Origin of the sequence: Pseudomonas sp. NPDC077451 (assembly GCF_044543345.1) — a bacterium.
Classification (GTDB): Bacteria; Pseudomonadota; Gammaproteobacteria; order Pseudomonadales; family Pseudomonadaceae; genus Stutzerimonas.
In genome coordinates this window covers 37721-62057 of sequence record NZ_JBITVX010000001.1, presented here as the reverse complement: position 1 = coordinate 62057, position 24337 = coordinate 37721, and the positions used below count along the sequence as shown (strand labels likewise).

Below are 24337 nucleotides of genomic sequence, written 5' to 3'. Positions count from 1 at the left end.
AGCCGCGACTGCAACCCTCTACGGTCAGGCCTCCACCTGGCTCCACTGCTTGTTCAAGCGCTTGTCCGATACCGCCATCTTCGTGCCCAGCTGCTGGGCCCAGAGCGACACGCGATACTCCTCCAGCATCCAGCGGTACAGCACCAGTTCCGGATCGCGCTTGCCTTCCTGCTGATGCTTTTTCAACCGCGCCTGGTACTGCTCCCAGTAGCCAGCCAATTCGCCGGACCACACCCGATCACGCTGCAGCTGCGCGCCGATCTTCTCAAAGCGCTGTTCGACGGCTTTGAGATAGCGCGGGTATTCCTTGAGCCATTCGCCCGGTGTTTCGCGAACGAAGCCAGAATAGACCAGATTGCCCAGCTGCGCCTTGATGTCGTTGAGCGCAACCGCCTGGGCCAAGTCGATCTTGCCCTTGAAGCGCTTCTGCAGGCCATGCCAGATCTTGAGGATGTCCAGCGTCAGGCGGGCCAGACGTTCAGCATGGGTCGCCCAGTCGCCACGCTTGCGTTCCGCCAATGACGCAAGCGCAGCACCATCGCGTGGCAGTTGCGCTTCGCCGTCGAGGATGCAGCTGTCGAGGCTGGCCAGGAGGATGTCCTCGACCAGCGCATCGATTTTGCCCATGTCGCGGTACAGCAACGCCAGTTCGGTCAGTCCTGGCAGCTTGTTGCGCAAGTACTTGGCCGGTTCGGCCAGTTGCTGCAGCAGCAGTCGTTGCAGGGCGCGGCGGTGCTGATAGTCGGCTTCGGCCTGGGTCGGGAAGCGGCCTTCTTTGACCACCCCGCCCTCTTCCACCAGTGCCGGGTAGACGGTCATGGACAGCCCCGCCATTTTCGCCTGGGCTTTTTCCGCCACCTGGGCGAAGCCCTTGGCCTCCACCGGTTTCTGTTCAGCCTTTTGCTGCGGGGGCGCCAGCGCAGCCTGGCTAGCTTCATTGAAGCGTGCGGTCAGCTCGGCAAGATCACGACCTTCACCAAGAAACTTGCCGCGCGCGTCGACCACCTCGATGTTCATCTTCAGATGACTTTCCAGGCCCGCTGCGGCTTCGGCCCAGGCCTGGTCCGGAACCCGTGCGCCGGTCATGCGCAGCAGCTCGCGACCCAGCGCCTCAGGCAGCGCGCCTTCCGCAAAGCTGACTTTCGAGAGTGCCGCCTTGACGAAGTCGGGCACCGGCACGAAGTTCTTGCGGATCGCTTTCGGCAGGTTGCGCACCAGCGCCACCGCCTTTGCCTCGATCAGCCCTGGCACCAGCCAGTCCAGCCGTTCGCTGCGCAACTGCGGCAGCAATGGCGCAGGCACACGCAGAGTCACGCCGTCGCGCGGATGGTTGGGCTCGAAATGGTACTCCAGCGGCGGTTGCAGCTCGCCGATGCGCAGATGATCCGGATACATCGCCGCAGTGACTTCGCTGGCATCACGCGCCAGCACGTCTTCGTCGCGCATGACCAACAGTTGCGGGTGTTTGGCGCTCTCGCGCTTGTACCAGCTTTCGAAACTAGCGGTCTGGTAGATGTCCTGCGGCACGCGTGCGTCGTAATAGGCAAACAGCGTGTCTTCATCGGCAATGATGTCGCGTCGCCGGGCCTTGGCTTCCAGCTCGTCGAACAGCTCCAGCAGTTCGCGGTTGGCGGTCAGCGCTTTGGCCCGGCTGAGCATCTCGCCACGCACCAGGCCTTCGCGAATGAACAGCTCCCTTGCGGCAGGCGGGTCGATAGGCCCGAAATGCACCGGGCGCCGCGCCACCACGATCATGCCGTACAGGGTGACCTGCTCAAACGCCACCACCTGCCCGCGCTTCTTCTCCCAGTGCGGCTCGAAGTGGTTGGTCTTGATCAGGTGCTTGGCCAGCGGCTCGATCCAGTCCGGTTCGATTTTCGCCACCATACGGGCGAACAGCTTGGTGGTTTCGACCAGTTCCGCCGCCATTATCCAGTTGGGCTTCTTGCGCCCGATAACGCTGGATGGGTGCACCCAGAAGCGTCGCTGGCGGGCACCCAGGAAGTCGCCCTCCTCGGTCTTGTGGCCGACCTGGCTGAGCAGGCCGGACAGGATCGCCTTATGCACGGCCGCGTAACTTTTGGCCTTCTGCGCGGCCTCGCTGGCTTCGGTCTGTTGGGTGAGCTTGGCGTTGAGCTTTTTGTCGGTGGTGAGCGCAGGCGGCTCCGGACGCTCGTTGTAGGAGCCAGCTTGCTGGCGATCCTCGCGCTCGGAGACATGATGGCCAGCAAGCTGGCTCCTACGAGAAGCAGGCTCTTTATGCTCCTGCAGCTTCAACTCCCGCACGATAAGCGTCAGTTGCCGATGCGCATCACGCCACTCACGAAGGCGGAGATAGTTGAGGAAATTCTTCCGGCACCATGTGCGCAACGGATTGGAACCGAGCGCCTGGCGCTGTTCTTCGAAGCCGCGCCAGATATTGATCAGCGCGGCGAAGTCAGAATCCGGATCCTTCCACTGCGCATGGGCCTGATCAGCCTGTTGCTGGCGATCGGCCGGGCGCTCGCGTACGTCCTGCACCGACAGCGCACTGGCAACGATCAGCACCTCGGCCATGCTGCCTAACTGCGCTGCTTCAAGCAGCATGCGGCCCAGGCGCGGGTCGATGGGCAAACGCGCCAGCTGTCGGCCCAGCGGTGTTAGTTGGTTTTCGCGGTTGACCGCTGACAGCTCCTGCAACAGGTTGAAGCCATCGCTGATCGCCCTGCCATCCGGCGGCTCGATAAAGGGGAAATCCTCGATCTGGCCAAGGCGCAGATGCAGCATCTGCAGGATGACCGCCGCGAGATTGGTGCGCAGGATCTCCGGGTCGGTGAATTCCGGCCGGCCGAGAAAATCCTCCTCGCTGTAGAGGCGAATGCAGATGCCCGGCTCGACCCGCCCGCAACGGCCTTTGCGCTGGTTGGCGCTGGCCTGGGACACCGCCTCGATGGGCAGACGCTGCACTTTTGCGCGATAGCTGTAGCGGCTGATGCGCGCCGTGCCCGAATCGATCACGTAGCGGATACCGGGCACGGTCAATGACGTCTCAGCCACGTTGGTTGCCAGCACGATCTTGCGACCGGCCGCGGGGCGGAAGATTTTCTGCTGCTCGGCCGGGGTCAAACGCGCATACAGCGGCAACACCTCGGTGAACTTCAGGTTGGCCTTGCGCAGCACTTCGGCGGCATCGCGGATCTCGCGTTCACCGGGCAGAAACACCAGCACATCGCCCGGGCGCTTGCCGACGCTTTTTTCATGCGCCTCGATTTCGTCCAGCGACGCCAGAATGCCTTGGTCGACAGTAAGATCGTCCTCGACCCGGTTGCCGTCCTCGTCGCTTTCCGCCGCTAGCGGGCGATACCAGGTTTCGACCGGGAAGGTTCGGCCGGACACCTCGACGATGGGCGCGCCCGGAAGGCCGGCCCCAGCAAAGTGCTCGCTGAAGCGCTCCAGATCGATGGTCGCCGAGGTGATGATGACCTTGAGATCCGGCCGCCGTGGCAGCAAGGTCTTGAGGTAGCCGAGCAGGAAATCGATGTTGAGGCTGCGTTCGTGGGCCTCGTCGACAATGATGGTGTCGTAGCGCTCAAGGAAACGGTCGTGCTGGGTTTCGGCCAGCAGGATGCCGTCGGTCATCAGCTTGATCAGCGAGCTGTCTTTGCTCTGGTCCTCGAAGCGGACCTGATAACCCACCAGCTCACCCAGTGGCGTACCGATTTCCTCGGCTACCCGCGTCGCGACGCTGCGTGCAGCCAGTCGACGCGGCTGGGTATGACCGATCAGCCCGTGAACACCACGGCCGATTTCCAGGCAGATCTTTGGCAACTGGGTGGTCTTGCCAGAACCCGTTTCCCCAGCGATCACCAACACCTGGTGCTTTTCCAGCGCGGCCTTGATCTCCTCGCGCTTGGCGGCAATCGGCAGGCTGTCGTCGTAGCGCATGGTCGGCACGCTCTGCCGCCGCGCCTCGGCCTTGGCGGCAGAGGCGTGGAAACGTTCGAGCCACTGGGCGAGGCGCTCGTCTTCGAGCGGTGCAGCGCCAACTTTCTTGCGCAGGTCATGCAGCTGGCGCCGCAAGCGATGGCGATCGGCGTACATCGCTTGGTCGAGGTTTTTCAGGAGTTGATCAAAGGCGGGCGTTGCGTCGGTCATGGACAGCCGTAAGCGATAGCGTGAAGGCCGCGATTGTCGCAGATTTGGCCGGCTGGCCGTAGGGAAAGGGACTGATGGAAAGACCGCGCCGGCTGACCGGCGCGGATTTCAGATGGTTAACGGATCCAGTGGCCCCAGCGAGATTTCTCCTGCACTTGCTGAATGCGCATCGTGCCGATGCTCTGCTCAGCCGCTGCGGCTATCTCGTCATCGATCACCTTGGTCGACAGCGACAACCAGCTGGTGGTGAAGGCCAACGCATCGCCGTGCAACTCCAACGCCTCGGTGGAGATATTGCTGAGGTCGTCGCACTCGGAGTGGTAGCACGGATCGTATGCCAGCCCGGCGGTACCGCCATAGCGCTGGGCCTGCTCCACGCTCTTGATGTCTTCGGCACCGGTGAACAGCCCACCGAACGCAATGCCGTCATCGAAGAACTGAGCATAGTCGGAGCGGAAGTCGATCTCAGTGCCTTCGGACGGCGCGTTGCGCAGCTGGAAGTAGGAGCGGAACAGACGCTCGATAGCCCCCGAACCGGGCGGGCCTTGCAGACCGAAGTCCGAGCCGTCGCCGTCATAGATGAAGTTCGCGTAATTCGGCGAACCGATCATGTCGACGTTCAGGTAAGCCTTGATCTGCTGCTTTTCTTCCTCCGGCAATTGGTTGACGTAGTAGGTCGAGCCGACCAGCCCCGATTCCTCGGCGCCCCACCAGGCGAAACGCACCTTGTTCAGCGGGTAGGCTCTGCTCATCAGCGTCGCCATTTCCAGTAGCGCAGCACTGCCGGAACCGTTGTCATTGATGCCGGCCCCTTCGAACACCGAATCCAGGTGCGCACCGACCATGATCACATTGTCAGGATCGCCCCGACGGGTCTCGGCCAGCACGTTGTAGGTTTCGGTCCGCTCGCGCACCACGTCGACGTTCATGCTCAGCTGCAGCCCCTCGGTCCCAGCCCAGGTCACGCCATTTTGATAGGTGGAAAACAGCACCGGGATGCCGCCTTCGTAGTCTTCACCCAAGGTGGCAACCAAGAGCCCTTTACGGTCCTCGGTATCGCCCTGATTGAAGATGATTGCTCCTGCTGCCCCGGCCGCTGCTGCATTGGTTGCCTTCTGGCCAAACGCACAGGCGCCACGCTGCATCAGGGCAATGGCGCCAGCGGGGAAGCCTGCGAAATCTTCCGGTTCACACCCGCTGGTGGAGGTGTTGCCCAGGCCGAGGGCAAGGTCGACCGGAACGACCGGCGCGGTCACGGTCCCGGGGTCGGTCTGATCGGCATAGGTGAAGTCTTCCTCCCAGGTGTACTGCACGGTTTGGGGCGCTACCGCAGCGAGTGAGCCTGGCCCCTCCGGGTAGAACGCGAGGAAGGGAAAGCTCTGCACCCTTACGCGGTAACCGGCGCGTTCGAGTGTGGTCCGCACGTAGTCGACCGACGCCTGATAACCAGGCTGACCGGACGCGCGATTTCCGTTGTTCAGGGAGGCGATGTCCTGCAGGTTCTGCAGGTGCGTCATGATGTTACTAGCCTGCATACAGCGCGGCAGACCGAGCGGCGTGCCGACTAGCAGCGGTGTGCGACAAACCCTTGAGTCGGGCTTGCCCGGACTCCAGTAATCGTCAAACGCAGGGATTTCTGCCGTGGGTGCAGCCAAGGCTGCGGTGGAAGCTAGTAAAGCGAAAGAAGCAACTACCCGACGTGCATTGTTTTTCTTTTGCATGGGTAACTCATCCTTGCAACGAGATTGATGGGCAGGCCGCAAAATGGCATGCGCCATCGTCCCCTACGGCTTTAAGTGGACGCGGCCATAGGGGACTAGACCGGAACGGTTACGTTCCGGTTCTCGCTCTCCAGCCGGACGGCAGCACCATCCGTCGCCTCGCTGGAACCTGCCTCGATGCACTTCGCGCGGACCCCGCCAGCACTTGGAAGGGATGTGCATAACCATCAATGGAACCGCAGCGGGACTTGCCCGCGCTGCGTTCAAATGTGCAACAGGTCAAACGCGGAACTGACCGACCAATCCTTGAAGGCGTCCTCCCAACCCATCAAGTTCACGTGCGGTCTTAGCACCCTCGGCGGCATCGTTGGCAACACCGTCGACCGCATCGGCGATGTGGTGAACGCTGCGGTTGATTTCCTCGGCTACCGCGGTTTGTTCTTCTGCGGCGCTGGCGATCTGAGCGTTCATCGAGTTGATGGTGCCGATCAGCGCGGCGATTGCATCCAGCGATTCGCCTGCCTGATTGGCCTGCTCACGTGTTGCCTCGCCCTTCTCGCCAGCGCGCCGCATGGTGCCTACGGTATGCGAGGTGGCGCTCTGCAGCCGGTCGATCATGTTCTGGATCTCGCCGGTGCTCTGCTGGGTGCGACTGGCAAGGGCCCGCACCTCGTCTGCGACCACCGCGAAGCCTCGGCCAGCTTCCCCGGCGCGGGCCGCTTCGATCGCCGCGTTCAGGGCTAGCAAGTTGGTCTGCTCGGCAATCGCACGAATTACATCCAGCACACCGACGATGCCCTCCACGTCCCGCTGGAGCCCTTCGAGCGAAGAGCCACTGTCCCGCAGCTCACCCACCAACTCATGAATCTGCTCGATGCTGCGGTCAACCACCCGCTTGGCCGCCAGGCCTTGCTGATCGGTCTCCTGCGCCGCTTCCGCCGCCCGCTGCGCGCTCATCGCCACTTCGTGTGCAGCAGCCGACATCTCGTTGATCGCAGTAGCCACCTGATCGGTCTCATGCCGCTGATCAGCCATAGCTTGCTCCGAACGCTGCGCCTGGCTGGCAACCGCACCGACCAGACCGGTCAGTTCGGCAGTGGTACCGGCAACCTGTTGTACCAGGACGTGGATCTTCTCAACGAAACGATTGAAAGATCCGGCCAGCTCGCCAAGCTCATCACGGCTTGTGACCGGCAACCGATGGGTCAGATCGCCGTCTCCGGCGGCCATGTCATCCAGATTGCGCTTGACCAACAGCAGCGGCCTCAGGATGGCATTGCTCAGGAACAGCGCCAGCCCCGCGATCAACACCAACAGCACAGCAGCTGAGCCGAGCATGATGGTTGTCATACGATCGATGCGTTGTTGAAACGCCATGCGCGCCGCCTGCACGTCCCGCTCGACCCCGTCAAGGTTTAACGAGGTGCCGAACGCAAGCTTCCATTTAGGAAGGTATTCGGCATAGCCGATCTTTGGCACCACTGCCTTGCTATCCGGCATTTCAAAGCTGTAGTCGACGAAATGTGTGCCGTTCTGACCAGCCTTAATCAGCTCGCGAATCGCATAGACCCCGTTGGGGTCCTGGTATCCAGAAAAGCTCTGGCCGATCTTTTCGCGAGTATTGCCCTGAAAAACTCTCACAGCTTGGTCGTCGTAGCCCCAGAAATAACCATCGGTGCCATATGAGAGTGCTTCGAGAAGCCTGACTGCCTCGGCTCGCGCGGCCATGTCCCCGTCGGCAGAACGCTCGTAGAGCGCACCAATTGCATTGCGCGCCACTTCCACATAATGCTTGAGCTCGGCGCGGCGATCCCGCGTAAGGCTTTCCCGAGCGTGGCTCTCCTGCTGCCTTGCCAGGTCGTGCAATTCATAGACGGCGATGCTACTCAGCACCACGGCTAACATCAGCGTCGGTACCAACCCCAGCAGCAGCAACTTCACTCGTAATCGAAGGTTGGAAATCATCTGCTTGACCCCACTATTTACATGGATTAATACCGGCATTGTGACAAGTAACAGCCGCGCCAGACAGCAGCCAAAGGTCGCATGTAAAGGAGTTGGTAAGCCCGTCAACAGGGACAAATAGTAGCCGGACAGAAACGCAAAAGCCCCGCCAGGCGGGGCTTTTGTGTGCCACTACGGTTATTTCTTTCCGAGCTTTTTGAGCTCTTCGTCACGCAGCTCGCGGCGAAGAATCTTGCCGACGTTGGTGGTCGGCAGGCTGTCGCGAAATTCGACGGTCTTGGGTCGCTTGTAGCCCGTAACGTTGTCATGCATGTGCTGCATGACCTGCTCCTTGGTCAGACTTTCGCCCGGTTTGACCACCACAAACAGCTTGATCGCCTCGCCTGCTCTTTCGTCCGGTACACCGATAGCAGCACACTGCAGCACGCCGGGTAGGGTCGCGAGCACGTCTTCCAGCTCGTTGGGATAGACGTTGAAACCCGACACCAGAATCATGTCTTTCTTGCGGTCGACGATGCGCATGTAACCGTCGTCCTGGATGATGCCGATATCGCCTGTCTTCAACCAACCGTCAGCATCCAGGATTTCATCAGTGGCATCCTGGCGCTGCCAGTATCCCTTCATCACCTGAGGACCCTTGACGCAGAGTTCGCCGATTGCGCCCATCGGCAGGTCGTTACCCTCATCGTCGATGACTTTGCATAATGTCGATGGCATCGGGATGCCGATCGTGCCGATCTGAATGCCGCCGAACGGGTTGACCGAGACTACCGGGCTGGTTTCGGTCATGCCGAAGCCTTCGCAGATCTCGCAGCCAGTGACTTGCTGCCAGCGCTCAGCAGCGGCCAATTGCAGGGCCATACCACCGGAGAACGTGGCTTTCAGTGAAGAGAAATCCAGCTTGCGGAAGTCTTCGTTGTTGCACAGCGCCACAAACAAAGTGTTGAGACCAACAAAACCGGTGAAACGGTACTTGGCGAGATCCTTGACGAAAGTCGGCAGATCACGGGGGTTGGTGATCAGCACGTTATGGGCGCCGATCAGCATCATGGTCATGCAGTGAAAGGTGAACGCATAGATGTGGTACAGCGGCAGCGGCGCGACCATTGTTTCGCAACCATTACCCAACTCGGAGCCCATCAACGCACGGCACTGCAGCATGTTGGCGACGATGTTGCGGTGGGTCAGCATCGCTCCCTTGGCTACGCCTGTAGTACCACCGGTGTATTGCAGAACCGCCACGTCATCACTGGCCGGATTGGCTTCGCGCGGCGCCTTGCCGCGACCCAGCGCCATGGCATCGGTGAACTTGACCGCCTTGGGTAAGTTGTAAGCCGGCACCATCTTTTTCACATGCTTGACCACAGCATTGACCAGCATACGTTTGACGGTCGGCAGCGTGTCGCCAACTTCGGTCACCACCACGTGGCGGATGCCGGTTTTCGGAAGCACTTCTTCTGCTAGGTGGGCCATATTGGCCAGGCAGATCAGGGCCTTGGCGCCGGAATCATTGAACTGATGTTCCATCTCCCGCGCCGTGTAGAGCGGGTTGGTATTAACCACAATAAGACCAGCGCGCATGGCGCCGAACACGACGATGGGGTACTGGAGAACGTTGGGAAGCTGGACCGCGATGCGATCGCCGGGCTGCAGATCGGTGTTCTGCTGGAGATAGGCTGCGAATTCACCGGACAGTTTGTACAACTCACCGTAGGTCAGGGTCTTGCCGAGGTTGCTGAAGGCCGGCTTGTCTGCGAATTGCTCACAGGACTGTTTGAGCACAGCCTGAATGTTCTGGTACTCATCGGGATTGATCTCGCTCTTGACCCCGACAGGATACTTATCCTTCCAGAAGTTATCGGTCATGGAACCCCACTCCTAAGCGACAGCTTTACTGCATATAGCAGCTGTTTTGTTGTGTTTTGTTAATTTTTGTACGGAAGTTCCCGCCAAAAAGTGGACTGGAGGTTAGCAGTTTTGGAACTGGCCGAACAGTGTCCGGCCAGCTCGGAAGGGACACAAAGTGACCGAGCCGGGTTGACCGGTCACTTCTAGAGCGTGATCAGGGGCGCTCGGTTCAAGCCTGATCGCGTAATTCCCGGCGAAGAATCTTGCCCACAGGCGTCATCGGAAGCGAATCTCGGAAGACCACGTGCCGGGGCACCTTGTAGCCCGTGAAGTTTTCCCTGCAATACGCCTTGAGCTCATCGACGGTCAGGCTGGCGTCGCTGCGCACAGCGAACAACTTCACGGCTTCACCGGACTTCTCGTCGGGCACGCCGATCGCTGCGCAGGCAGCCACCTTCGGGTGCGCCATGACCACGTCCTCGATCTCGTTGGGGTAGACGTTGAAGCCGGACACGATTATCAGGTCCTTCTTGCGATCAACGATGCGGACGAAGCCATCGGCATCAATCACCGCGACATCGCCAGTTTTAAGCCACCCCTCAGCATCCAGCACCTCGGCAGTCGCGTCTGGGCGTTGCCAGTAACCCTTCATAACCTGCGGACCTTTGACGCAGAGTTCACCGCGCTCACCGAGGGGAAGCTCGCTGCCGTCATCGTCGATCACTTTCAACGTCGTGCCCGGCACCGGCAGGCCGACGGTTCCCAGACGTGAATGTTCACCATGCGGATTCGCGCAGACCACAGGTGAAGTTTCGGTCAAGCCATAGCCTTCGGTCACAGTGACGCCGGTCATGCCCTTCCAGCGCTCGGCTACCGCGGAAACCAGCGCCGTGCCGCCTGAGTTGGTGCCTTTGAGCGAGGCGAAGTTGATTTTCTTGAATTCAGGATGCGACATGAGCGCGACGAACAACGTATTCAGTCCGAGGAAGGCTGTGAACTCCCACTTCTGCAGCTCTTTGACGAAACCATCAATGTCGCGAGGATTGGTGATCAGCACATTATGGTTGCCGGTCACCATCATGCACATGCAGTTAACTGTGAAGGCGTAGATGTGGTACAGCGGCAGCGGCGCGATCATGATTTCCTGCCCTTCCTTGATGATCGTGTGCCCCTGCTCGTCCAGCTGCTGCATGTTGGCGTGAACCTGCTGCATATTCGCCACCAGGTTGCCATGGGTCAGCATGGCGCCTTTGGCCACGCCAGTCGTGCCGCCGGTGTATTGCAGGACTGCAATATCGTCCAGCGTCAGCGCAACCGGCTTGAGGCCATGCCGCCCACCATCACGCAGCACGTGCTTGAACGACACGGACTGCGGCAGGCTGTAAGCCGGCACCATCTTCTTTACATGCTTGACAGCAGCGTTGACGAGCAGCCCCTTGAGCGAAGGCAGCATGTCGCCGATACGCGCCTCGATGAGGACCTCGATACTGGTGTCGGGTACAACTTCCTGCACGAGCTTCCCGAAAGTATTCAGGTACACCAGTGCCCGCGCACCGGAATCCTTGAACTGGTGGCGCATCTCCCGCGCGGTATACAGCGGGTTGGTATTGACCACGATAAGCCCGGCGCGCAACGCACCGAACACAGCGATGGGGTATTGCAGCAGGTTGGGCATCTGCACTGCGATGCGGTCACCGGGCTGCAGGTCGGTGTGATTTTGTAGCCAGGCCGCGAAAGCCGCCGAGTAACGTTCCAGGTCCGCATAGGTCAGCGTCACACCCATATTGCTGAAAGCGGGACGGTCTGCGTGAGTCTTGCAGGAGCGCTCGAATACTTCCACCACCGAGCGAAAGCCGCCCAGGTCCACGTCGTTGGGCACACCAGCGGGGCGTTTGTCATTCCAGAAGTCAGGTTGCATTGTTATTGGCCTCTATACCTGAGAGTGTCTGGCCCACTCGCGGCGGGCTGTGGCGAACTTAACAGCTCCGCTGTGCCGCGCAATAGCGAGGCGGGTGTAATCAGTGGCGTGAATCTCCAGCCACTGCGCTAACCCTGCCCTGGAACAGGACAACCCCGCCGCAGACCTCTAGAATGCAGCCACCCAAGCGCCCACACCGGCGCGCCCGCCATTACCTGCCGCGGCTTCTGTCGAGGCTGGGGCTATCGTCCGTTTCCGTATTCCGAGGTTTACGCATGAGCACATTGAGCAATACCCCCTACGCTGATCTGGAAGTGGGCCAAAAGGCCACTTACAGCAAGACCGTAGAAGAACGCGACATTCAATTGTTCGCTGCAATGTCAGGCGACCACAACCCGGTCCACCTGGATGCCGAGTTCGCCGCCTCGACGATCTTCCGTGAGCGCATCGCCCATGGCATGTTCAGCGGCGCACTGATCAGCGCAGCCGTCGCCTGTGAGTTGCCCGGGCCCGGCACCATCTACATCGGCCAGACGATGCGCTTCGTCCTTCCGGTCAAGCTCGGCGATACCTTGACCGTGCGCCTGGAGATTCTTGAGAAGCTGCCAAAATTTCGCGTCCGCATCGCCACTCAGGTATTCAACCAGCGCGACGAGATGGTCGTTGACGGCGAGGCCGAAATTCTCGCCCCGCGCAAGGCACAGACCGTCGAAATCAAAGCCCTGCCCCCGGTCACAATTGGCTGAATCAACGAACATCGCTAGAGCCTTCCGCCGCACAAGCCCATCGTTTGACGGCTGCTGAACTATGCAGGGAGGCTCACGCACCACGGCGTCTGATTGTCGCCCTTCGGCAATTGACTGGCCCCAGCGACATGAGGCGCATCGGTACCTTGGGGAGCAGCCTTCAAGCACACGCCAAGACGCCAAGCCACGGTGTGCCAATGAATCAATATCCCGCCCTGAACCCGCCACTCGGTTCATGCGCCCCCAGCGCCGCCGCTGAAACGCAGGCAAAAAAAAGGGCGACCTAAGTCGCCCAAATGCCTTGCGTGCTCTTTGCCTCTAGCCGGATCACCGCTTCTTATGCGCGTCCCGCCAGATGAAATATCCGAAACCGCCAAGGAAGGCGACCATAAGGCCGACCGTGACCACCCCTGCGAGCACCACATTATCGACGAACATGATTTCCTACCTCCAAGCTGTTTCGCTGTCTGATGGCTGCATAGTCTTCCTCTCTGCCGATAAAAAAATTGACCGACGTCAATCGCTGCGGAGCCTTTGAACAAAGGCTCCGCAGGAGCTGATCTGGATCAAAAAAAACGGGGTTTCAGAAGGATGCTGCGGGACAAAAGCCACGCGATCGGCTGTCGCACTGGCTTGGAAACGGACGGTCAGAGAGACCTGTCAGCGCTTTTTCGGCTTGGTCTTGGGCTTCTTCTTCGGCTTGCTCAGCGGTAGCACTTGCTCGAAGGCCTGGCGCATCTCGACGAGTCGCTTTTCCTTGATGTCGTGGATGCGCTTTTCACGTTCAGCGCTGAAGTCGATCAGCTTTTCGTCACTGCTCATAGGATGGGCTCGCGGATGATCTGGCGGAAAGTCAGGTTGAGACGCGGTGCTCGGACCTTTCGTGTTCTGGCGATCTGGTGCTGCCAATGATGCTGTGTGAGACCGCTCATGACCAGCAGCGATCCATGCTCGAGCGCGATGGAGTACTCAATACGGCTGGTTCCCTTGCGGCGAAAGTCGAAGCGCCGCGTTGCGCCAAGATTGAGCGAGACTACCAGGGGCCGATGGCCCAGCTCTCGCTCGTCATCGCTGTGCCAGCCCATGGCGTCTTGCCCGTCGCGATAGAAATTGAGCAGCGCACCGTTCAACGACTGGCCGACCTGCTGTTCCACCTGCTGGCGGATATCAGCCAGCAATGGCGTCCAAGGAAGCGGTTCATGAGTGAGGCCTGAATACCGGTAGAGCGCGTCAGCATCGCCATACCAGGCGACCAGTCGCGGCACGGCGATGCTGCGGCCATAGAGTCTTATCTGTGGTTGAGTCCATGGCGTCTGTGCCGAAAGCTCCGAAAGCCATTGATCAGCCAGGCCTGCATCGACCCATTGCGGGAAGTAGCGCAGATCCGCATCTGGCAGCTCGATCACCTCGCTGTTGACTGTTCGAGTCGAATCAAACCTCGACATCCACCCATAACCCCTGTCGCGGAAGCTCTTCAAGGGCGGCCTGATCTTCTTCGGCGGTCTCGCCCTCGGCCAGCTCCTGAGCGGTATAGCCACGACGACGCTGCCGCCTGCGTTGCTCGTCGCGAAGCATCTGCTCGGCTTCCTGAGGGTGACGACGATCGAGGCCCACCGAGCTTTCGTTGGCGCTCGGCTGAACGGGCGTCACCGGCGCGATTTCAGGTCTCGGCTTGACCACGTCCTGTTGCGCGGTGACCTGGACTGTACCGGGTGGAATAACTGGCAGCATCTGTGCTCTCCAAAAGCAACGCCAAGATCAAGGGCCATTCGGACAGCCCTGAACCAACCGAACGCTTAACCTGCTGTCGACTTTAACAGCAACGCTACACTGACTGGCGCGGCATCTATCGTCGCTCTATCGGCAGTGTTCCGTTAATATAGCGGGCTTTTTCACAGCGGAGGCAGGGCATGGCGCAGCAGTATCTACCAGGGCAACGCTGGATCAGCGACAGCGAAGCGGAACTCGGTCTGGGAACCATCCTCATGCAAGATGGCCGCATGCTCACCGTGCTCTATCCCGCAACGGGTGAGACTCGCCAGTACGCCGCCCGCAGCGCCCCGCTGACCCGTGTGCGTTTTGTTCCGGGCGACGAGATCACGCATTTCGAAGGCTGGAAAATGACCGTGCGCGAGGTCGACGATGTCGACGGCCTGCTGGTCTATCACGGCCTGACTGCACAGAGCGAAGCCCGCACGCTGCCGGAAACCCAGCTGTCGAACTTTATCCAGTTCCGCCTTGCCAGTGATCGCCTGTTCGCCGGGCAGATCGACCCGCTGAACTGGTTCAAGCTGCGCTACCACACCCTGGAAAACCAGAGCAAACAGCTGACTTCTTCGCTGTGGGGGCTGGGCGGCGTGCGTGCGCAACCCATCGCGCACCAGCTGCACATTGCTCGTGAAGTCGCCGACCGCATCGCTCCGCGCGTTTTGCTCGCGGACGAAGTGGGTCTGGGCAAGACCATCGAAGCCGGCCTGGTGATCCATCGCCAGCTGCTCTCTGGCCGCGCCAAGCGCGTGTTGATCCTGGTTCCGGAAAATCTTCAGCATCAATGGCTGGTGGAAATGCGCCGCCGCTTCAACTTGCAGGTTGCCCTGTTCGATGACGAGCGTTTCATCGAAAGCGATGCCAGCAACCCGTTCGAAGACACCCAGTTGGCCCTGGTGTCGCTGGAATGGCTGAAAGACGACGAGCGCGCTCAGGACGCTGCCTTTGCCGCCGGCTGGGACCTGCTGGTGGTGGACGAAGCGCATCACCTGGTCTGGCATCCGGAAAACGCCAGCGCCGAATACAAGCTGGTCGAGCAACTGGCCGAAGTCACCCCCGGTGTTCTGCTCTTGACCGCTACCCCTGAACAACTCGGTCAGGAAAGCCACTTCGCACGCCTGCGTCTGCTGGACCCGAACCGTTTCCATGACCTCGAAGCCTTCCGCGCCGAGAGCGCCAGCTACCAGCCGGTCGCCCGCGCGGTGCAGGAATTGCTCGACGAGGGTCGCCTGTCACAGGAAGCGCACCAGACCATCCATGACTTCCTCGGCGCCGAAGGTGAAGCCCTGCTCGCTGCGGCCACCGATGGCGACATCGAAGCCAGCAGTCGCTTGATCCGCGAGCTACTCGACCGCCACGGCACGGGCCGCCTCTTGTTCCGCAACACCCGCGCCGCTGTGCGCGGTTTCCCAGAGCGTCAGCTGCATCCCTATCCGCTGCCCTGCCCCGCCGAGTACCTGGAGCTGCCGTTGGGTGAGCACGCCGAGCTGTATCCGGAAGTCAGCTTCCAGAGCCAGCAGGAGGAGCCGGATGCGCAGAACCGTTGGTGGAATTTCGACCCGCGCGTCGAGTGGCTGATCGACACGCTGAAAATGCTTAAGAAGTTCAAGGTGCTGGTCATCTGTGCCCACGCCGAGACTGCGCTGGATCTGGAAGACGCGCTGCGCGTGCGCTCCGGCATTCCCGCCACGGTATTCCATGAAGGCATGAGCATTCTCGAGCGCGACCGCGCCGCCGCCTACTTCGCTGACGAGGAGTTTGGCGCGCAGGTACTAATCTGCTCCGAGATCGGCAGCGAAGGCCGCAACTTCCAGTTCGCCCATCACCTGGTGCTGTTCGATCTGCCAGCGCACCCGGATCTGTTGGAACAGCGCATCGGTCGTCTCGACCGGATCGGCCAGGCACACGTCATCCAGCTGCACGTGCCGTATCTGGAAACCAGCCCACAGGAGCGTTTGTTCAAGTGGTACCACGAAGCGCTGAATGCCTTTCTCAACACCTGCCCGACCGGCAACGCCCTGCAGCATCACTTCGGGCCGCGCCTGTTGAATCAGCTGGAAGAAGGTGACGACGACGAATTCCAGAAGCTCATCGAAGAAGCCAGCGCCGAGCGCCAGCGGCTGGAAGCCGACCTGCACGCCGGCCGCGACCGCCTGCTGGAACTCAACTCCGGCGGTGGCGAACAGGGCAAGGCCTTGGTTGAAGCTATCGAAGAGCAGGACGACCAGTTCGCCCTGCCGATTTATATGGAAGAACTGTTCGACGCCTTTGGCATCGACAGCGAAGACCATTCCGAAAACGCACTGATCCTGCGCCCCAGCGAAAAGATGCTCGACGCCAGCTTCCCACTCGGCGACGACGAAGCCGTGACCGTCACCTATGATCGCGAGCAGGCGCTGGTCCGCGAAGACATGCAGTTCCTGACCTGGGAACACCCCATGGTGCAGGGCGGCATGGACCTGGTGCTGTCCGGCTCCATGGGCAACACCGCGGTCGCGCTGATCAAGAACAAAGCGCTCAAGCCCGGTACCGTGCTGCTGGAACTGCTCTATGTCAGCGAAGTGGTGGCACCGCGTGCGCTGCAGCTGAACCGCTTCCTGCCGCCACTGGCGCTGCGCTGCCTGCTGGATTCGAACGGCAACGACCTGGCTTCGAAAGTCGCGTTCGAAACCCTGACCGATCAGCTGGAAAGCGTCCCGCGCGCCAGTGCGAACAAGTTCGTCCAGGCCCAACGCGATGTACTGGCCAAGCAGATCGCCGACGCCGAAGCCAAGGTCACCCCTCGCCACACCGAGCGCGTCGCCGAAGCGCAGCGCAAGCTAAAGGCGAGCCTTGACGAAGAGCTGGCGCGCCTGACGGCCCTGCAAGCGGTCAACCCAAGCGTGCGCGACAGCGAGATCGAAGCCGTGCGCAAGCAGCGCGAGGAAGGCCTGTCGATGCTGGAGAAGGCGGGGCTGCGTCTGGAGGCGATCCGCGTGCTGGTCGCTGGCTGAGGTTTACCACGGTACGAAAAGGCCGGCTGTGAGCAATCGCAGCCGGCCTTTTTGTTTGCGTGTCCGGACGGTTTTTCAGTGCTTGTCCATCGAGATCAATTACGTGCAACCGAGCAACCGCTCTCGCATGTTCAACCCTTCCCACATGAGAGTCGGTGCAGTACTAACGCCGCGCCACCGCCAGCAGTTGCCTGGCCTTTCGCTGGTCGTCTTCGTCCAGCTCCGCGAGCAGCTGCGGTTTTCCGGCAATCAGCAATGCCAGGGCTACACCGTCACGATAGAGGATGCGGTTGCCTGCAATAGCGGGTACGCGCTCGCCAGGTAGCAGCGTGCCGACCTGATTCAACGGGTCGACCGCCGAAACGGCAATCATCTCGCCGGTCAGCGGGCGCTTGCGTACCTCACGCAGCAGGCCAACCGCTTCGGGCAAGGCGAACTGTTCGCCCGCCACGCCCGCCACGAAACGCCCGCCGCGAATGTCTCCACGCGCTTCGAGCCGATGGTAGACCCGCAGAAGATCCCTCCAGGGCGGCAGCCAATCCGCCTCCCGGTCCAGCAAGCGCCAAAACACCACGCCGTAGCGACGCAGCAAGGTCATCGCAATGTGCTCCAGCACTTCGGGGTCGAGCGCGGGCCGACGCGCCGAGGTCTCGACCGGCGCTGGCGTGCCTTTGCGCACCAGCGCCCAACGGCCGGCATCAGCCATGCCGCCGATAAATGCGCCGCCGCGGCTCTGTCGGGTGCTGCGTGAACGCTTCGCAGCGGGCGCTAGTAGCGCCCGCAGACCGGCGAAGCTGTCCGCATTGACCAGCCCTACCGCGACCAGCTCACCTAAGGCATCCTCCAGTTCGCTGCGCAACAGGCGTGCGTCCTGCTGGAGTTCGTCGAAGAACAAAGCACCCTGTCCTTGCAACGTCTCGAACACTCGCTGCGCGCGTGACGAAAGCTCGGGCTGCGGCGCCTCGCTGGCCAGTGCATACCAGGCCGCCAGCTGCCGGCGCGGCAGCAGTACGATAGGCGTGCCGCGCACCGGCCCGCTGCTGGCTTTGATCCGCCCGGCCAGGCGCGTCCAGACGACGCGCCCCGAGCGACATAGCTCGTCCAGCCAGGTGCCGCCGTAATCCTTCAACCGCGCAGGCAGCAGGTCGCTTTCCCAAGCGCCCGCAGCGGCTTGGAAGCCTTCCAGTTGCTCGACCACGGTACCGAGCGCCTCGCGGCCCTGCATTCGCGTGGCCTCGGATAGGTGCTGCCAGTCGAACAGAAACCGCATGAAATCGGCGCGATCGACCGGTTCGATTTCGCGGCGCAGGCGCTTGACCGTGTAACGATGAATACGCGCCAGCAGGTGCCGCTCACACCACTCATCTTCACGTGCGCCAGGCGTGAAGCGGCCGCGTAACACATAGCCTTCGGACTCCAGGCGCGTCAGCGCCAGCGCAACCGCCGACGCTGGCAAGGCCAGCGGCCGGGCGATCAGAGGTACCGGCAAGGGGCCGAAGCCGGTCAGGCGCGTGCGAATCAACTCGACCAACGCGTCGTCTTCGCTAGAGTGCTGATCGAAGCCCGGCAACAGCTTGAGCACCGGCTCGCAACGAGCGCTGGGATAGATCGACTGCAGTAACGCCAGACGCTCAATGGGTAACCAGAGCGCGCGATCCTGCGCGACCTGCATCCGCGTTGCGCGCCCGCCACGAGCCAGTTCGCTCAGCCAGGCCAGCCACTGGGGATCGGCCTGCGCTTCCGCTTCAGCGATGCAGCCCAGTCCCGTCAGCGCTTCGTGCAACTCGTCCGGATTGCGTGCCTGGGGCCAGGCTTCCTCGCCCACCGCCTGGATCGCAGCGGCATCCAGCGCGCCGAGGTCATCGGAAGATTCAGGGTCGGTCCAGCGGCGATTGAGCACGGCCTGGGTTCGGCGCTCTTCCAGTGGCGCATCGTCGAGAAAGGCGTACGGCCGCGCGCCCAGCACTTCCATGGCCAACGGCGATGGTGCCGGCAGGTCGCGCGCCAGCAGCTCGATTTGGCCCGCCTCGATGCGCCGCAACAGCGCCAGCCAGCCTTCGCTGTCCATGGCCTCGTGCAGGCAGTCATTGAGCGTCTGTGCAACCAGCGGATGATCCGGCACCTCCCGCTCGCCGACGATGTTCTCCAGGCAGGCGACCTGGTCCGGGAAAACGGTGGCCAGCAGATCTTCACTCTTCATTCGCTGCAGTTGCGGGGCCACCTTGCGCCCGCCGGCCATCCGCGGCAGCGCCAGAGCGGTAGTCGCGTTCCAGCGCCAGCGCACCCCGAACAACGGCGCATCGAGCAGTGCCTGGATCAGCACCGCCTCGGCGCTGTTAGGGTGCAGGTAGCGCCACACCTCCTCGAGCGGGAAGCTGTGACTGGTGGACAGCGAAAAGATGATCGCGTCCTCGGTCGCCGCGGCCTGGAGCTCGAAGTTGAAGGTGCGGCAGAAGCGCTTGCGCAGCGCCAGGCCCCAGGCACGGTTGATCCGGCTGCCGAACGGCGAGTGAATAACCAGCTGGGTGCCGCCGGACTCGTCGAAGAAGCGCTCCATGATCAGCCGCTGCTGCGTCGGCAGCGCGCCCAGCGCGGAACGGGCGCGCGCCAGGTACTCGACGATCTGCCGCGCCGCGGCGTCTGGTAGGCCAAGGGTGTCGGTGAGCCAGTCGATGGCCGGCTGGAGCTTTGATGTGGCCTCGGTAGTTTCCCGCTTTTTAGGAACCAACTCGCTGGCGATCCCAGCGGACTCAAAAGCATCGCCAGCAAGCTGGCTCCTACGGGACTCGGCTTCGGCCAGGCGCCCGTCGATTTCCCCTCGCAACCTGGCTACTGCAGCGGACAACTCATCGCTACGCCCGGGCGCCTCGCCTATCCAGAACGGGATATTCGGCGGCTGGCCTTGCGCGTCCTCTACCCGCACCCGCCCAGATTCGACCTTGATGATGCGGTAGGAGGTATTGCCCAGCTGGAAGACGTCGCCGGCCAGGCTTTCAACAGCGAAGTCTTCGTTCACGGTGCCGATATTGAAGCCCTGGGGCTCGAGCAGGACCGAATAGTCGGCATTGTCAGCGATGGTGCCGCCGGAGGTCAGCGCGGTCAGACGGCCGCCGCGTCGCCCTCGAAGGCTGCGGCTGACCAAGTCACGGTGCAAATAGGCGCCGCGCGCACCGTGACGGGTGGTGTAGCCCTCGGCGAGCATTGCCAGCAGCGCCTGATAGTCCGTCTCGCTCAATTTTGCGTAAGGCATGGCCCGGCGAATCAGCGTCAACAGCGCGTCTTCCTGCCACTCCTGGCAAGACACCTCGGCCACGATCTGCTGCGCCAGCACGTCCAGTGGCGCTTTGGGAATCACCAGTGTGTCCAGCTCACCGCGACGCACGCTGTCGAGCAAGGCGGCGCATTCGATCAAGTCGTCGCGTGAGCTGGGAAACAGGCGCCCCTTGGACACGCCACCGACCTGATGTCCGGCGCGCCCTACGCGTTGCAGGAAGGCAGAAATCGAGCGTGGCGAGCCCAGCTGGCAGACCAGTTCGACATCACCGATGTCGATGCCCAACTCCAACGAAGAGGTAGCCACCAGCACCCGAAGCTCGCCGCGTTTGAGCCGCTGCTCGGCATCCAGCCGTTGTTCGCGCGCCAGGCTGCCGTGATGGGCGGCGACCACTGCGTTGCCGAGACGCTCACTGAGGTGCCGCGCGGCCCGTTCGGCCATGCGCCGAGTGTTGACGAAAACCAGGGTGGTCCGATGTTCAGCCGCCAACGCGGCAAGCCGGTCGTACACCAGCTCCCAAACGTCGTTACTCATTACCGCTTCCAGCGGGACCGGTGGCACCTCCAGCGCCAGGTCACGCGCTCGCCCGTGGCCCACATCGACGATTTCGCAGCGGCGCTCCGCACCGACTAGGAAATCAGCAACTGCCTCGATGGGTTTCTGTGTTGCCGACAGGCCGACCCGCACCAGCGGGCATGCGCACAACGCCTCCAGCCGTTCCAGCGACAGCGCCAGATGGCTGCCACGCTTGTTACCGGCGATGGCATGAATCTCATCGACGATCACGCTGCGAACACCGGCCAGCATTTGCCGACCGGACTCGGAACCGAGCAGCACATAAAGCGATTCTGGCGTTGTCACCAGAATATGCGGCACCCGCTTGCGCATCGCTGCGCGCTCAGCCTGCGGCGTGTCGCCGGTGCGCACGGCGGTGCGAATGTCCAGAGATGGCAGACCGAGCGCTTGCAGCTGCGCGGAGATACCCGCCAGCGGCTGTTCCAGATTCACGTGGATATCGTTGGACAACGCCTTGAGCGGCGAGACATAGAGCACCGAAGTCTGGTCCGGGAGCCGGCCTTCGGCAACGCCCTGCTGCACCAGCTGGTCGATGGCGGCGAGAAAGGCCGTGAGCGTCTTGCCCGAGCCGGTAGGGGCTGCGACCAGCGTCGACTGGCCGGCGCGTATCTGAGGCCAGGCGCGGGCCTGAGCGGGAGTCGGCACCGGAAAGCTGCGACCGAACCAGCCGGCCACGGCAGGGTGAAACGCAGCCAGCGCTGGATGGACGAGAGAGTCTGTCATCTCCTGAATATGCTGCCGCAGCGGCTCATCTACAAGGCCGACTCAGCACATCCCGTCGCGTCAAAGGAAACGGCAGCGCCGCCTGGCGGTCCACTTCATACAGCCCGAAGACGGAGAAACCCATGAGCAACCAAGCCTTGAACCTGGACGAAGCGATGCAGCTCGTTTCAGAAGCCTTTCTACCTTGCGGTTGCGTGACCAGCGCCAACCCTGACGACGACAGCTTCGGCTTTACCGTGATGTCGGGCAGCGGTACCGAAGTGCTACGCGTTGCCAGCGTGTCACGCGAGGAATACACCAGCCCACAGCGCCTCGGCAGCGTCATCGAGCAAGCCAGGCTGGATGTCGAAGACAAGGATCAGCGCCTCGAGCCCTGGACCATGCCAGCCCTCGATGACGACACCGGCATCCCGGAAACCCCGCCGAACTATTGAGGCTTCTGCCAGCTGACGAGGACGACCATGAGCGACCCGGTACTTCTGATCACCGGCGCCTCCTCCGGGATAGGCGCTGCCACTGCCCGCCTCGCGGCTGAGGCCGGCTACCGCGTTGCCCTCGCCTCGCGCTCCGAGGACAAGTTGACGCGACTGGTGAATGAGCTTGGCGGCCCCGAGCGCGCGTTGGCGATCCGCTGTGACGTGAAGGAATACGCCGAGCAACAGGCCATGGTGGAGCAGGTGCTCAATCATTTTGGCCAGCTCGATGCGGTCTACGCCAATGCCGGCATGCCGGGCAGCGAAGGCGGCTTCAGTGGCGCCGATCCCGAAATCTGGCGCGAGATGTTGCTCACCAACGTCTACGGCGTCGGCCTGACGCTGCGCTGCAGCCTCGATGCGCTCAAGGCCAGCCGTGGCCATCTGCTGCTGACCGGCTCAGCCGCGGGCCGCTTCGTGATTCCCGGCTCCATGTACAGCGCCAGCAAATGGGCGGTGACCGGCATGGGCCTGAGCGTGCGTGAAGAGCTGCGCGGCACTGGCGTGCGCGTCACGCTGATCGAACCGGGAATGGTAGATACACCGCTGTTCGATCAGCCGCCCCCCTATGCGCTACAGCCCGACGACATTGCTCGCGCGGTGGTCTATGCGCTGTCGCAACCAAGCCATGTGGACGTTAACGAAATTCTGATCCGGCCAGTCCCGCCGATCGAAACCGGTTAGCCGGTCGGCTTTTTCAGACCGGACCGATCAAGCTGTGGAACAGCAGACGATGGAAGGTGGATGAGCGTCGAGCGGCCTGGCGATTCAACGCAGGGCTGCTTTCATGAATAACTTGGAAGAGGCGACCAGCCGCACGCTGCAGAAACTTTTGCGCCTCGCTTCGGGTCGCTTAATAGACGCGGTTTTGGCCGCTCCATGCATCGATCGGGGGGATGTCCATGGGTAACCTGGCGCAACAGCCGAAACAGCAACCGGCCCTGGCCGACATGGATCACTTGCTGCAGCGCTTCCAGCAGGTACGCGCCACTAGTGAGGCAATTTGTGCACCGCTGCAGATCGAAGACTACGTCATCCAGAGCATGCCCGACGTCAGCCCGCCGAAATGGCACCTGGCGCATATCAGCTGGTTTTTCGAGGCATTTCTGCTCAAGCCTTATCTGCCAGGCTACAAGCCGCTGAATGCGGCTTACGACCACCTGTTCAATTCCTACTATGAAACCCACAGCACGCCGTTCCCACGGGTTCAGCGCGGGCTGATCTCGCGCCCTGGCGTAGAGGACGTCTACCGGTTCCGCCAGCATGTCGATCGGGCAATGGGTGAGTTGCTGACCCATCCGCCACAACAGCACGCCGCTGAGATCATGCACCGGGTCGAGCTGGGTCTGCAGCACGAGCAACAGCATCAGGAATTGCTGTTGATGGACATCAAGCACATCCTTGCGCAGAACCCGCTGCACCCTGTCTATCGCAGCGACTTGAAACCTGCACCCGCACTGCATAACGACCGCGTTCGCTGGCACAGCTATGCCGGTGGCGTGCGTCATATCGGCCATGCTGGCAGTGGCTTCGCGTTTGATTGCGAGACGCCGCGACACCGCCAATTCGTCGAAGATTTTCAGCTGGCCGACCGCTTGGTCAGCAACCGCGAGTACCTGTCGTTCATCGCAGACGGCGGCTACGCGCGAAGCGAACTCTGGTTATCCGATGGCTGGGCGCATATCCGCCAGCACGGCTGGAACGCCCCGCTGTATTGGCATCGTGAGGACGGCGGCTGGTGCGAAATGACACTTGCCGGATTACAGCCACTGGACCTCGAAGCGCCCGTCTGCCACATCAGCTTCTATGAAGCGGACGCTTATGCACGCTGGGCCGACGCCAGGCTGCCCACGGAAGCCGAATGGGAGGTCGCCGCCACCGACCAGCCACGGCGCGGCAACTTTCTGGAAAGCGACCATCTGCAACCTGTTTGTGCCAGCGTGCCGCATGAGGGGCCGGCACAGTTGTTCGGTGATGTCTGGGAATGGACCGCCAGCGCCTATCGCCCCTACCCCGGCTTCCATCCGCTGGAAGGCAGTCTGGGGGAATACAACGGCAAATTCATGTCCGGTCAGATGGTCTTGCGCGGCGGTTGTTGCGCCACGCCTGAGTCGCACATCCGCGCCACCTACCGCAACTTTTTTCAGCCGGCGATGCGCTGGCAATTCGCCGGGCTGCGCCTGGCCAGGGAGCTATGAA

General features: G+C 61.8%; 15 protein-coding genes. 5 read left to right on the top strand and 10 right to left on the bottom strand.

What is annotated here, in order from left to right; all coding sequences use genetic code 11:
• Window positions 1-24: 24 nt before the first annotated feature.
• The 5 genes from hrpA to fadD2 form a co-directional block, all read right to left on the bottom strand.
• On the bottom strand, window positions 25-4134 hold the full coding sequence (gene hrpA, locus ACIGHL_RS00250; protein WP_499175603.1) for an ATP-dependent RNA helicase HrpA: 4110 nt from the start codon (window positions 4132-4134) through the stop codon (window positions 25-27).
• A 116-nt stretch (window positions 4135-4250) separates the two neighbouring features.
• On the bottom strand, window positions 4251-5855 hold the full coding sequence (locus ACIGHL_RS00245; protein ID WP_216707207.1) for a M28 family metallopeptidase: 1605 nt from the start codon (window positions 5853-5855) through the stop codon (window positions 4251-4253).
• A 279-nt stretch (window positions 5856-6134) separates the two neighbouring features.
• Window positions 6135-7820, bottom strand: coding sequence for a methyl-accepting chemotaxis protein CtpM (gene ctpM, locus ACIGHL_RS00240; protein ID WP_128118800.1), 1686 nt, complete (start codon window positions 7818-7820; stop codon window positions 6135-6137).
• A gap of 177 nt (window positions 7821-7997) precedes the next feature.
• Entirely contained in the window at window positions 7998-9686 is a 1689-nt protein-coding gene (gene fadD1, locus ACIGHL_RS00235) for a long-chain-fatty-acid--CoA ligase FadD1 (protein WP_128118799.1), read from the bottom strand.
• A 211-nt stretch (window positions 9687-9897) separates the two neighbouring features.
• Window positions 9898-11586: a long-chain-fatty-acid--CoA ligase FadD2 gene (gene fadD2, locus ACIGHL_RS00230; protein ID WP_128118798.1), complete on the bottom strand. Its 1689-nt coding sequence runs from the start codon at window positions 11584-11586 to the stop codon at window positions 9898-9900.
• A gap of 275 nt (window positions 11587-11861) precedes the next feature.
• Between fadD2 and ACIGHL_RS00225 the strand changes: the two genes are divergently transcribed.
• Window positions 11862-12332, top strand: coding sequence for a MaoC family dehydratase (locus tag ACIGHL_RS00225; RefSeq protein WP_046162517.1), 471 nt, complete (start codon window positions 11862-11864; stop codon window positions 12330-12332).
• Between the two features lie 327 nt (window positions 12333-12659).
• Here the strand turns inward: ACIGHL_RS00225 and ccoM are convergent, their stop codons facing one another.
• From ccoM to ACIGHL_RS00205, 4 genes are all read right to left on the bottom strand, one after another.
• A complete protein-coding gene (ccoM, locus tag ACIGHL_RS00220; RefSeq protein WP_045425123.1) occupies window positions 12660-12770 on the bottom strand; it encodes a cytochrome c oxidase subunit CcoM in 111 nt (36 codons plus the stop codon).
• A gap of 222 nt (window positions 12771-12992) precedes the next feature.
• On the bottom strand, window positions 12993-13154 hold the full coding sequence (locus ACIGHL_RS00215; protein WP_167369793.1) for a hypothetical protein: 162 nt from the start codon (window positions 13152-13154) through the stop codon (window positions 12993-12995).
• Window positions 13151-13777, bottom strand: coding sequence for an alpha-ketoglutarate-dependent dioxygenase AlkB family protein (locus tag ACIGHL_RS00210; protein WP_128118797.1), 627 nt, complete (start codon window positions 13775-13777; stop codon window positions 13151-13153). The genes ACIGHL_RS00215 and ACIGHL_RS00210 overlap by 4 nt, the downstream gene beginning before the upstream one ends.
• Window positions 13764-14063: an aspartate-semialdehyde dehydrogenase gene (locus tag ACIGHL_RS00205; RefSeq protein WP_128118796.1), complete on the bottom strand. Its 300-nt coding sequence runs from the start codon at window positions 14061-14063 to the stop codon at window positions 13764-13766. Before ACIGHL_RS00205 ends, ACIGHL_RS00210 begins: the two co-directional genes overlap by 14 nt.
• A 179-nt stretch (window positions 14064-14242) precedes the next feature.
• Between ACIGHL_RS00205 and rapA the strand changes: the two genes are divergently transcribed.
• Window positions 14243-17092 (top strand): RNA polymerase-associated protein RapA, encoded by a 2850-nt coding sequence (gene rapA, locus ACIGHL_RS00200; protein WP_128118795.1) that lies wholly within the window; start codon window positions 14243-14245, stop codon window positions 17090-17092.
• A gap of 163 nt (window positions 17093-17255) precedes the next feature.
• Here rapA and ACIGHL_RS00195 read toward each other — a convergent pair whose 3' ends face one another.
• The gene (locus ACIGHL_RS00195) at window positions 17256-21665 is read right to left on the bottom strand and encodes a DEAD/DEAH box helicase (protein ID WP_128118794.1); all 4410 of its coding nucleotides are present in this window, start codon (window positions 21663-21665) and stop codon (window positions 17256-17258) included.
• Between the two features lie 122 nt (window positions 21666-21787).
• Here ACIGHL_RS00195 and ACIGHL_RS00190 point away from each other — a divergent pair, with 122 nt between their 5' ends.
• The 3 genes from ACIGHL_RS00190 (at window position 21788) to egtB (ending at window position 24336) form a co-directional block, all read left to right on the top strand.
• Complete coding sequence (locus tag ACIGHL_RS00190; RefSeq protein ID WP_128118793.1) at window positions 21788-22099, top strand: DUF1652 domain-containing protein; 312 nt, start codon at window positions 21788-21790, stop codon at window positions 22097-22099.
• A 27-nt stretch (window positions 22100-22126) separates the two neighbouring features.
• On the top strand, window positions 22127-22822 hold the full coding sequence (locus tag ACIGHL_RS00185; RefSeq protein WP_128118792.1) for an SDR family oxidoreductase: 696 nt from the start codon (window positions 22127-22129) through the stop codon (window positions 22820-22822).
• Between the two features lie 218 nt (window positions 22823-23040).
• Window positions 23041-24336, top strand: coding sequence for an ergothioneine biosynthesis protein EgtB (egtB, locus tag ACIGHL_RS00180; protein ID WP_128119276.1), 1296 nt, complete (start codon window positions 23041-23043; stop codon window positions 24334-24336).
• Window position 24337: the final 1 nt, after the last annotated feature.